Annotated in this window: 11 protein-coding genes; 10 read left to right on the forward strand and 1 reads right to left on the reverse strand. The window is 71.1% G+C overall.

What is annotated here, in order from left to right; translation table 11 throughout:
- Window positions 1-513 precede the first annotated feature (513 nt).
- Window positions 514-1,596, reverse strand: coding sequence for a hypothetical protein (locus V7Q31_RS14815; RefSeq protein ID WP_333834634.1), 1,083 nt, complete (start codon window positions 1,594-1,596; stop codon window positions 514-516).
- Between the two features lie 647 nt (window positions 1,597-2,243).
- On the opposite strand from V7Q31_RS14815, the gene V7Q31_RS14820 reads away from it, so the two are divergent.
- The 10 genes from V7Q31_RS14820 to V7Q31_RS14865 all read left to right on the forward strand — a co-directional run.
- Complete coding sequence (locus tag V7Q31_RS14820) at window positions 2,244-2,486, forward strand: AbrB/MazE/SpoVT family DNA-binding domain-containing protein (RefSeq protein WP_333834635.1); 243 nt, start codon at window positions 2,244-2,246, stop codon at window positions 2,484-2,486.
- The gene (gene mazF / locus V7Q31_RS14825) at window positions 2,487-2,828 is read left to right on the forward strand and encodes an endoribonuclease MazF (RefSeq protein ID WP_333834636.1); all 342 of its coding nucleotides are present in this window, start codon (window positions 2,487-2,489) and stop codon (window positions 2,826-2,828) included. It abuts the gene before it with no gap.
- Window positions 2,829-3,196: 368 nt separating this feature from the next.
- Complete coding sequence (locus V7Q31_RS14830) at window positions 3,197-3,562, forward strand: hypothetical protein (RefSeq protein WP_333834637.1); 366 nt, start codon at window positions 3,197-3,199, stop codon at window positions 3,560-3,562.
- 155 nt (window positions 3,563-3,717) lie between these two features.
- Window positions 3,718-4,242 (forward strand): YcnI family copper-binding membrane protein, encoded by a 525-nt coding sequence (locus V7Q31_RS14835; RefSeq protein ID WP_333834638.1) that lies wholly within the window; start codon window positions 3,718-3,720, stop codon window positions 4,240-4,242.
- An 11-nt stretch (window positions 4,243-4,253) separates the two neighbouring features.
- Window positions 4,254-5,780, forward strand: coding sequence for a copper resistance CopC/CopD family protein (locus V7Q31_RS14840; RefSeq protein ID WP_333834639.1), 1,527 nt, complete (start codon window positions 4,254-4,256; stop codon window positions 5,778-5,780).
- Between the two features lie 106 nt (window positions 5,781-5,886).
- Entirely contained in the window at window positions 5,887-6,753 is an 867-nt protein-coding gene (locus V7Q31_RS14845; RefSeq protein ID WP_333834640.1) for a DJ-1/PfpI family protein, read from the forward strand.
- A 464-nt stretch (window positions 6,754-7,217) separates the two neighbouring features.
- Window positions 7,218-8,747, forward strand: a complete 1,530-nt coding sequence (locus tag V7Q31_RS14850) for an ABC transporter substrate-binding protein (protein ID WP_333834641.1) — start codon at window positions 7,218-7,220, stop codon at window positions 8,745-8,747.
- Complete coding sequence (locus V7Q31_RS14855) at window positions 8,747-9,739, forward strand: ABC transporter permease (RefSeq protein ID WP_333834642.1); 993 nt, start codon at window positions 8,747-8,749, stop codon at window positions 9,737-9,739. The genes V7Q31_RS14850 and V7Q31_RS14855 overlap by 1 nt, the downstream gene beginning before the upstream one ends.
- Window positions 9,736-10,593, forward strand: a complete 858-nt coding sequence (locus V7Q31_RS14860) for an ABC transporter permease (RefSeq protein WP_333834643.1) — start codon at window positions 9,736-9,738, stop codon at window positions 10,591-10,593. The genes V7Q31_RS14855 and V7Q31_RS14860 overlap by 4 nt, the downstream gene beginning before the upstream one ends.
- On the forward strand, window positions 10,590-11,145 hold a 556-nt coding region (locus V7Q31_RS14865; RefSeq protein ID WP_333834644.1), incomplete at its 3' end, for an ATP-binding cassette domain-containing protein. The genes V7Q31_RS14860 and V7Q31_RS14865, both read left to right, overlap by 4 nt.

The raw sequence follows: 11,145 nt of genomic DNA on the forward strand, positions 1-11,145 counted from the left end.
CATCCTCAGGCGTCCTTCGACAAATGGATGTCCAGGGAAAAGGGGGCCAGCTCACCACATGCTCGCCGGACTTTGTTGAGCAAATCACGGCCGGGCCGGAGTTCCCCTTTCCCCTGACAGACTCAAACCATTGCCTTGGTGACGGGGATGCCGAGGGCGGTGAAACGGTTCAGGACGGCGGCCCTGACGTGGAGCTCTGCGTGCGCAATCTCCATGATGCCGCGCCCTGCCGCCAGGCCAGCCAGAGCCTTGCGCTCGGGGGTGAACGAGCTCCGTCGTCGCCCATGACATGGGAATGCCGAGGAGGGCGTGCGCGCGTTGCTGAAGCCCCGCCGCGATCATCGGGAAGTCGCCGATGGACGACCTTATATCGGCGTCCACGGAAACGGCGGCAGCTCAGGCGAGCAAGCTAGCTCCTGCTCCACCACGGCGAGCGCCCGCGCCTCGGTCGCCCTTATGGCCGCCTCGATGCGCTCCATCTCGCCCCGCCTCCTCGCGCCGCAGCGGGTCGCGTCAGCCGAGCTTCAGGTCGCGACGCACCCGCGTCGGCCCTTCCGTCGCCGAAGTCGGCGTCACGAAGTCCGGCCAGTAGCGCGCCACGCCCATGCGGCCCGCGAACCAGCCGCGCAGGGCGTCAATCTCGCTTACGCAGCGCAGCGCGGCCCGGCGCTGGCCCTCGAAGGCCCCGGACGGGTCGAGCGGGGGCGTCTCCGCCACGATCATCACGCCGGGCTTGGCCCCCGGAAAACGTCCCGGCGCCAGCGTCAGGTGATAGCGCGTGCCATCCATGGCCGGCTGCATCACCGAGGCCAGCCCTTCGATGTCCTCGCCCCAGTCATGGATCAGGATGCTCGCGATTCCCTCGCGCAGGTGATGGGCCATTCGGACCGCGGGCATGAAGCTCCAGCGCGGCAGGGTGTCGGGGTCGAAGATCAGCAGGCCCCTGCCGGAGTCGGACGACAGCCGCGCCTCCTCGACGCCCAACGCCGGGGCGCGGTCTGTGATCAGCGCGATGTAGCCTTTCCAGAACGCGTCCCGCCCGTGGGCCGGCGCAGCGCTGTCAGCGGCCGCGGAGCGCGCCGCAGCCTCCAGAACCTCGACCTGGAACTCGCGGCGGCGCTTCAACTCATAGGCTGCGCAGGCCGCCTCGTCGCGCAGCTCCTTGATGACCGCGTCCAGCGTCACGACCTGATCGTAGCCGAGTTCGCTCCCCTCGACCTCGACCGCGGCCGCCGGCGTCGTCAGCCAGACCGAAGCGGCGATGGCGACCTTGCCAGACGCCGCCATCTGGGCGGCCGCTTCCTTGGCCCGGCGGGCCAGCGCCGGGCGATGACCGAACCGGATCGCGATCAGCAGGCCCAGCTTGATCAGGCCCAGATCCACAACCACCCGAAGGTTATGGCCGCCGTCCGCGTCGCCGTCGTCTCGGACGCGCTCGACCGTCGTCCTCTCGATGGCGATGTCCATCTGGAAGTTTCGCAGGGACTGGCGGATGAACCATCCCGTGAAGCCGTTGCAGCACTGCAGGTTCTCCGCGAGGCACTGCTCGATGGCGTTCTCGGCGTAGCGCATCTGATGCGCGGTGGTCGGTCGCAACTTCGCCGCCTCTAAAATCAATCCGGACCCTGCAAGCTAGGCGGCGGGCGGTTAAGCCGTCCTCAACGGGCGGTCCGCGGCGCCCGGCCGCTGCCAGCTCGCGCGGAAGGCGTTTGCCAATCATGAGGACGCATGGTCTCACGGAATTGTGCGATGCAGCAGAGAATCCGATGAGGGCCGTCACCATCGGCTCAGCGACCATAGGCGTCAGCAGCATCGTCTGTTGATCGGCGCGCATCCCTCGCGAGCAGGGCCTGATAGAGCGTGGCGTGGTCGGGCAGGTCGAACAACATGCCGGGGGCATAGCACCGATCTCACATGCGTTCTGCCGGAAATCGGGCGGGTATTTCGGAGCGCCAAGGTCGGTGGCCCAAGAGGCGCCCAACCGATGGGGCAGTGTTCTCCCGTTTCCGGCCGGTGGAGGACCGGAGGGCGGACTGCGATAATCGGCCGGTCGCACGACCGTCGTAGGCACCGCCATCTCGGCAGCGTGCCAATCAGGGAGTGCCGAGGCTTAACGGTTCCGGTCAGTCACGGCTTGATGGGTCGACAGCGAAATCCGGACGGTCGCGACGCTGCCCTTCAACGCTCCCGCTTGATCGGTAGCGGACAGAGCAGTATCTACGACGTAGATACAGGAGACTGTCATGCACGCCGTGATCAAGAAATGGGGGAACAGCGCCGCGGTTCGCGTTCCGACATCGGTGATGTCCGAGCTGGGCCTTGGCGTCGACGATCCGATCGACATCCGCGTCGAGGACGGCAGGATCGTAATCGAGCCCGCAGCGCCGACGGCGCCGCGCCTTGAGGATCTGCTCGAAGGTTTGACGGCCGACAACCTCCACGACGAAGCGGACTTCGGTCTCGCTCTAGGTCGCGAGGCGCTCTGAGTGGCGTCGTATGTTCCTGACGCCGGCGAAATCGTCTGGCTCAGCTTTACGCCACAGGCTGGACGCGAGCAGGCAGGGCACCGGCCGGCAGTGGTGCTAAGCCCGGCATCCTACAACGGTCGCGTCGGCCTGATGCTCTGCTGCCCGACGACGACCCGGATCAAGGGCTACCCCTTTGAGGTCGTTCTCGACGGAGAGCCCCCGAGCGTCGCCCTGGCGGATCAGGTCCGTAGCCTCGACTGGAGGGTTCGGCGGGCGGAGCGAAAGGGCGCCGTCAGCGCCAGGGCTTTGGCGGAGATCAGAGGCAAGGCCGCCGCCCTGCTCGGCATAACGTCTCGATGAACTCCGCGCTGCTGAGGAATGCCGACTGCTCTAGTTTCCGGCCAGTCGAGAACTGCGGGGCGTCGTGCGGCCGCGAGGCGTTGCCGCAGCTCCCAGTCGAGATCGTGGGTGCCGATGGCGGGCGGCGCCTGTAGGTCCGAGCCTGTCTTTGGCCAGCAGATCCAGGGAACGGTGGAGCTGGAGACCCTACGACGTCACCCCGACCTTGACTTCGGGTCCCAACCTCAAGCGGGCGGGCGCTCTTACACCGGTGACACGCCGCGTTCCGCAGGCTGAAGACGGGCGCCCGCACAGACCGGCGGCACGCGTGGTCGCAGGGGGCGCGTCGCAGATTGAGATGCCATCGGCTCGCCGTTAGACATCGTGCGATGTGGATCGTCCGCGCATCCTTGCTGCGCCGCCTGTGCGTCGCGCTGATCGCCCTCGCGTTGGCGACGGCGGGCGTGGGGCATGGGCACGGTCCGGCGCCTGCGCTGCCTGCGGCGCTGGCCGCCTTCCTCGACGCCGGCGGCACGGTCGACGATCTCTGCCTCGAAGGCGCGGACCACGTCGACGTCGGCGGCGACTGTCCGTGGTGCCAGCGCGAGGAGGCGGTCGCGCTCGCCGCCGCGCTCTTCTCCCTCTCGCCGCCCCCGCGCGCCGCCGAACCTCGGCCGTTGGCGGAAGCCGGAACCGCGATCGGCCGCGGCCCCCGCGCGCCCCCGGCCCGAGGCCCTCCGACCTCTCTCGCCTGACCATCGACCGGACCGCCAAACGGCGGCCCGCCCCGCCCGTTTGGGCGCGTCCAGCGAGAGCGACCTCACATGCCCAGCCCCGGTTCGCCGCCGCGCGACCGCGCGAGGCCTGCGCGACGCGCCCCTGTCCCGTTCTTCCGACAGGAGATCATCCGATGACACGCACCATCGCCCTCTTCGCCGCCCTCGCGCTCGCCGCGCCCGCGGCGCTCGCCCACGCCACGTTCGAGAACCGCGAGGTGGCGCAGAACTCCACGGTCCGCATGGTGACGCGGATCCCCCACGGCTGCGGCGCGGAGGCGACGCTGCGGGTGCGCGTCGCGATCCCCGAGGGCGTCATCAGCGTGAAGCCCATGCCTAAGGCGGGCTGGGACCTCGAGATCGTCCGCGGCCCCTACGAGCGCAGCTACGAGCTGTGGGGCGCCACCATCACCGAAGGCGTGCGCGAGCTGATCTGGACCGGCGAACTGCCCGACGAGCACTACGACGAGTTCGTCTGGCGCGCGCGCTTCACCGACGCCCTGCCCGCGGGCGAGACGCTCTACATCCCCGTGGTGCAGGAATGCGCGACGAGCGCGGAGCGCTGGATCGAGATCCCCGCGGCCGGCCAGTCCGGCGCCGATCTGGCCTATCCCGCGCCGGGCGTGAAGGTGACGCCCGCGGCGGGCGGCGGCCACTGAGGACCGGGCCGGTGTCGCGGGCGAGGCGCTTTCTTGCGGCGGCCCGCTGCGCCGTCCTGATCGCGCTGGCGCCGGCCGCGGCCCTGGCCCACGCCCAGCTGCACGGGGCGGAGCCCGCCGCCGGGGCCGTGGTGGCGGTCGCGCCGGAGGCGGTGCGGCTGCGCTTCAACGAGCCCGTCGCACCGCTGCCGACCCGCTGGGTCTTCCCCGACGGGACGACCTTCGACGTCGAGCCATCCGCCGAAGGCGAAACGCTGGTGGTGCCCGCGCCCGCCGACGCGCCGCAGGGCACGCACGCCGTCAGCTGGCGCGTGGTCAGCGGCGACGGCCACCCGGTCGGGGGCGTACACGTGTTCTCGATCGGCGCGCCGTCCGAGACCCCGGAGATCGCCCCCGACCGCCCCGCATGGGCCCCAGCTTCCGCGCGTCTCGCGCTGACGCTGGCGCTCGCGCTCGGCGCCGGCGGTGCGTTCTGGGCGGCGATGGAGGGGCGGCGGCCGGGCCCGGTCGCCCGGATCGCCGCCGTCGCTGCGGCGCCGACCGCGCTCGCGATGCTCGCCGCGCAGACCGCGGACCTCGCGGGCGAGGCCGCGGCGCTCGGGCGCGGCGCGGACTGGTTGCGGGCGGCGACGGGGCCGTTCGGCCTCGCCGCTGCGCTCGGGGCCGGAGCCGGGCTGCTCGCCGCGACCGCAGGGGGGCGCACGCGGGCGAGCCTCGCCTTGGCGCTCGCCGCCGCCTCCTACGCCGCCGCCGGCCATGCGGCGCGCGTCGAGCCGGTCGCGCTGATGGCGCCGCTCGTGTTCCTGCACGCGGCCGCCATGCTGTTCTGGGCCGGCGCGCTGCCGGAGCTCGTCAGCGCCCGCGCCGACGCGGCGGGCCTCGCCCGCTTCTCCCGCCTCGCCGCGCCCGTGGTCGCTGCGCTGGCGCTCAGCGGCGGCGCGCTCGCGGTCGTCCAGCTCGAGGCGCCGCAGGCGCTCTGGACGACGGGATACGGTTTGCTCCTGTCGGCGAAGCTTGCGGTGGTCGCGGCGGCCCTTGCGCTCGCGGCGCGACACCGTTTCGTTCTGAGCTCCGCGCTCTCAGTCGATCCCGACCGCGTCCGGCCGCGGTATCTGGCGTCGCTGCGGATCGAGACCGCGCTGCTGGTCGCCGTGCTAGGGCTCACCGCGGGCTTCCGCCTCACATCGCCGCCCTGGGCCATGACGGCAGAGACCGAACTGCACGTCCACCTGCACGGCGTCGCCGCCATGGCGGACCTGACGATCATCCCCGGCCGGCGCGGAGCGAACCGCGTCGTCATCCGCCCTCTCGACGCCGACTTCGCCCCGTTCGCGCCGCTGGAGGTGGAGCTCTTCTTCTCCCATCCCGCCAGCGGCCTCGGCCCCTTCGCGCTGCGAGCGGAGCCTGCGCAGGACGGGACCTGGACCGTCGAGACGGTGCACCTGCCCGCGTCGGGAGTATGGGACATGCGGCTGGACCTGCTGATCACCGACTTCCGCAAGGAGATGATCGGCGGCGAGATGATGATGGCGCCATGAAGCGGGGACGGCTGACGGACGGACGCTTACTCGCCAGGCGGCCGACCCGTCGGGGGCGACTGCTGGCGGCCCGCAGCGCCAAAAGTCCTGGCTGGCCGCAGACTTCATGCCGCTCAGCGCCAATGAGGAGCGCCGACTGATGAACCGACGACAGTTCGCCGTTCTCTCCGCATCCGCAGCGCTTGGGTTTCGCGCCCCTGCGGCGAGGGCGCAGTCGCCCATGCCAAAAGAATCGGTTCGAGCCGGGCTCGACGAGCCCATCCACGACATGTCCGTCTGGCCGGCGGAATGGACGGGCGACGAAACGATCGTGATGCTGGCCTATCCCGGCATGACGGCGCTGGATCTGGTCGGGCCGCAATACTTCTTCGCCAGCCTGTGGGGCGCCTCGGTTCAGGTCGCCGCGAAGACGCTCGATCCGGTCCCGACCGACACCCGGCTGACCATCCTGCCCGACGTCACTTTCGCTGAAACAGTCGAGGCGCCGACCATCCTGTTCGCGCCCGGCGGGATCTCGGGCACGCTGAACGCCATGGAGGACGACGAGACGGTGGACTTCCTCGCCACGCGCGGCGCCCGCGCCGGCTACGTGACGTCCGTGTGCACCGGCGCGCTTCTCCTCGGACAGGCCGGTCTGATTGACGGATACCGGGCGACCTCGCATTGGCTGTCCCAAGGGGTTCTCCAAGCTTTTGGCGCGACGGCGGTGGACGCCCGGGTGGTGCGGGATCGCAATCGGATCACCGGAGGCGGAGTGACCGCCGGGATCGATTTCGGTCTCGCGCTCGTGCAGGCGTTGCGGGGGCGCGAATACGCTCAGGCCATCCAGCTTCTCGCCGAGTATGCGCCCGAGCCGCCGCTCTCGGCCGGAACGCTGACCCAGGCGCCGCCGGACATCGCAGCCATGATGCAGGGCATGTTTCCAGGTTTCGAAAGCCACGCGCGTGCGATCGCCGCGACGCGGCGGACATGAGCATCAAGCTTGAGACTGGGTGGCCAGCCGTCACAGGCACGCTGGCGCCACGACCTGCGTCGACCCGAAGCGACCGCCTTCCGGCCGGCCTCAAGCTCTCCTCCCGATTCCGACTTCTCGCTGCGCCCAGAAGCGTGCGCGGCTGGCGGCCATTGGCGCGACGGGCGGGTTTGTACCGCATGCCGTTCATAGTCACGCCCACTGCAAAGTGCAGGGCGTGTCCAGCATTTACATCGGAGCCGGCGTTCAAGACAGCGCGAGCTCCGCAGAAGCGCTCGCGATGGCGGTCGCGTACGCCGCTGGACCGATCTGTCACGCATTTGACGCCGAGTCGGGCCTACGTAGCGCCGGCGCGGCGTCCCGATTGCGCCGCGTGTCGGGCGTGACCGAGCAGCTTGCGCCTAGGCGCCTCGATGTTACTAAGTAACAAAATGTCAGCGCATCTGAACCGGAGCCCTAGACCCATGCACTTCCGACACCCCGTGATCGCCGCCGCTCTTCTCGCCGCCGCCGGCCTTGGCGGCGCCGCAGGCGCGCAGACCCGTTCGGCCGTTTCTGTCGCAGCCCCTTGGCATGTGAACAACTACGAGCCGTCGCAGGACGGATACATCTATCAGCGCATGCAGATCGGCGAGACGCTGGTCGACGTGTGCGAGGACGCGGCGCCATGCCCCGGCCTCGCCACAGGCTGGACCACCAGCGAGGACGGGCTCGAATGGCGCTTCGACCTGCGGCAGGGCGTGACCTTCCACGATGGCTCGGCAATGGACGCCGAAATCGCCGCCGCCAACCTGCGCCGCGCCGCCGAGCGCCCGGGGGTGCTGGCGTTGGTCCCGCTGACCGCCGTCGTGGCGGAGGGCGACCAGGTTGTCATCCGACTTGAGACGCCCTTCGCTGCGCTGCCTTCGGTGCTGGCGAACTATGGCGCGATGATCGTCGCGCCCGCCAGCTTCGACGCGAACGGCGACGCGGTCGCCTTCATCGGCACCGGCCCGTTCCGCGTCGTCAGCATGGCGCCGCCTCTGTCGCTGGTCGCCGAGCGCTTCGACGGCTACTGGGGCGAAGCCGCGCATGTCGCGGAGGTGCGGTATCTGTCGTCCCACCGCCCCGAGACCCGCGCTCTGATGATTGAGAGCGGCGACGCCGATCTGGCGCTCAACCTCGACAAGGATGGATTTGATCGCCTAGACGCGCTCGATCTGTCGACCGTCCACGCCGTCCCGATCCCGCGCACGGTTTTGGTCAAAATGAACCTCGCCCGGCCGCAGCTGGCCGAGGCCGAGGCGCGCCGCGCCCTGAGCCTCGCCATCGACCGCGAGGGCGTGGCCATCGGCATCCTCGACTTCCCCGACGCCGCCGCCAATCAGCTTTTCCCGCCGGTGCTGGCCGGCTGGCACGACGCGGACCAGCCCGCCGTCGTTCATGATCCCGAGCAGGCGCGCGAAATCCTCGCCGGTCTGGGCTGGGCCCCCGGTTCGGACGGCGTTCTGGTCCGCGACGGCGAGCGTTTCTCGCTGACCCTGCGCACCTATCCCAACCGCCCCGAACTGCCGCTGATCGCCGCCGCCCTGCAGGACCAGTGGCGCGACATCGGCGTCGAGCTGAAGGTTTCGATCGGCAATTCGTCCGACGTGCCCGGCGGCCATCAGGACGGAACGCTGGACATGGCGCTGGCCGCGCGCAACTACGGCCTGACCCCCGACCCGATCGTGAACGCCTTCGACGACTTCAAGGCCGGCGGCGGGGGCTGGGGCGCGATGAACTGGGACGCCCCGGACGTGGACGCGGCCCTGCGCGTCGCGCTGGCCGAGACCGACCCCGCGGCGCGAGCCGGGGCGATCCGCGCCGTCACCGACGCGCTTCAGACGGAACTGCCGGTCATCCCCGTGGCATGGTCAATGCTGACGGTGGGCCAGTCCGCCGCGCTGCAGGGCGTGACCATCGACCCGCTTGAGCGCAGCTACGGCCTGTCGCAGGTGCGGTGGGCCGATTGATGACGGTTGCGATCGCCCGCGCCGCGCGCTGGACCGCCCGTCCCGCCGCGGCACAGAGCCTCGGCGGGCTGATCGTCGGCCGTCTGATCCAGGCGCTGATCGTGGCGCTGGTGGTCGGCGTCGTCGGCTTCGCCATGCTGGAGTCGCTGCCCGGCGACGCGGCCTACCGGATCGCGGCGGGGCGCTACGGCCATGACATGGTCAGCGCCGCCGCGGCCGAGCAGGTCCGCGCGGAGCTTGGCCTCGACCGTCCCTCTTGGGTGCGGCTGCTTGCGTGGCTGGGCCGGCTTCTGACCCTCGATCTGGGCTACACGGCCGTCACCGGCGAGCGCGTGATCGACGCGGTCGCGCACCAGCTTGGCCACAGCGTGCTGCTGGCGGTCGTTGCGGTGTGGTTGGCCCTGCTGATCGCCACGCCCATCGGCGTGATCGCGGGGCTGAACCCCGGCGGCCTCTTCGACCGCGTCACCGCCATCGTCTCGATTCTGCTGCGCGCCACCCCCGCATTCCTGCTTGGGGTGGTGCTGATCCTGCTGATCGCGGTGCAGATGCGGGCGGCCCCGGCCGCCGGCCATTCCCATGGCGCCAACGCCTTCCTTCCCGCGCTGACGCTTGGGCTGGTGCTGGCCTCGGTGCTGACGCGAGTGATCCGCAACGCGGTCGCGCGCACCGTGGCCAGCGAGGCTTTCCAGTTCGCGCGGCACAAGGGCCTGTCTACCGGCGCGGCGCTGTGGCGGCACGGTTTCCGCAACGCCGCCGCCCCGGTCGTCGCCTATCTGGGCGTGCAGACCGCACTGCTGCTGGAGGGCGTCGTGGTCGTCGAAAGCGTCTTCGCCTGGCCCGGCATCGGCCACGCCCTGACCCACGCCGTCTTTGAGCGCGACGTGACCATGCTGCAGGGCACGGCGCTGGCGCTGGGGCTGTCCTTCGTGCTGCTCAGCTTCCTGATCGACCTCGCCTGCCGCGCCATTGACCCGAGGATGCGCGCATGACCGCCCGCGTCATGACCGCAGCCCGCACCGCAGCCCGCAGCGTCCTGCCTGCCCTGACCCTCGGCCCCATGAGCCCCGCGCGCGTCGCGGGGTTTGTCGGGATCGCCGTGATCGCGGCGCTGACCGTCGCGGGCCCGGACCTTGTGGGCCATGACCCCGCGCGGCAGAACCTGCGCGCGATCCTCGTTCCCCCCGGCACGGGCGCGCACATCCTCGGGACCGATCACCTCGGCCGCGATCTGGCCGCCCGCATCCTCGGCGGGGCGCAGCTGACGCTGGCGCTGGCGGCCCTCGCCGTCGGCACGGCGGCGGCCTTCGGCGTCAGCCTCGGCATCGTTGCGGGCTGGCGCGGCGGCTGGACGGACCGTGCGCTCGCGGCCTTCGCCGACGGGGTTCTGGCGCTGCCGGGCCTGCTGCTGGTCATGCTGCTGGCGGCGATCCGGCCCGACAGCTGGTGGACCCTCTACATCGGCCTGTCGCTGACGCTGTGGGTCGAGTTCTTCCGCGTCGCCCGCGAGCGGGCCCGCGTCCTGACGGCGGGCGAGGCGGTGCAGGCGGCCGAACTGCTGGGTCTGGGCCGCTGGCACGTCATCCGCCGACACCTCTGGCCCGATCTGGCGCAGCAGGTGCTGACTTTGGCGGCCTTCGGCGGCGCGACCGTCGTGACCGCGCTAGCCACGCTCGGCTTCATCTCGGTCGGCCTGCGGCCGCCGACTCCGGAATGGGGGGTGATGATGTCCGAGCTGCTGCCTAGCTGGCGCACCGCGCCCTGGGCCATCGCCGCCCCCATCGGCGCCCTGGCCGCGACCGTGCTGTGCCTACGCCTTGTCGCGGGCGAGGAGACCGACACATGACCCTGCGCGTTGACGATCTGTCCGTGTCGATCGGCGCCCGCCGCCTCGTCTATCCGATCGGCTTCACCGTCGAACCCGGCCGTCCGCTCGTGATCCTTGGCGAGACCGGCGCCGGCAAGAGCCTTATCGCGCAGGCGATCATGGGGTCGTTGCCGCGCGGCCTGACGGCCTCCGGCGGCGTCTGGCTCGACGGCGCCCGCATCGACGCGCTGCCCCGCCGCGGGCGTGAGGCGTTGTGGGGCCGTCGCCTCGCGATCCTCCCGCAGGAGCCGTGGCGCGCGCTCGACCCGCTGATGCGCAGCCTGTCGCAGGTGGCCGAGACCCATGCGCTGGTCGCCGGCAAGGACTGGGAGAGCGCCCCCGGCCTTGCGCGAGCCGATCTGGCCGACCTCGGCCTTGGCGAAGAGGCGGCGGCAGCGCGGCCGGGGCAGCTTTCGGGCGGCATGGCCCAGCGCGTGGCCTTCGCCGCGGCCACCGCCGCCGGGGCCCGCGTGCTTCTGGCCGACGAGCCGACGAAGGGCCTCGACGACGCCCGGCGCGATGATGTCGCCC

The organism is Rubrimonas sp., from assembly GCF_036788415.1.
Classification (GTDB): Bacteria; Pseudomonadota; Alphaproteobacteria; order Rhodobacterales; family Rhodobacteraceae; genus Rubrimonas.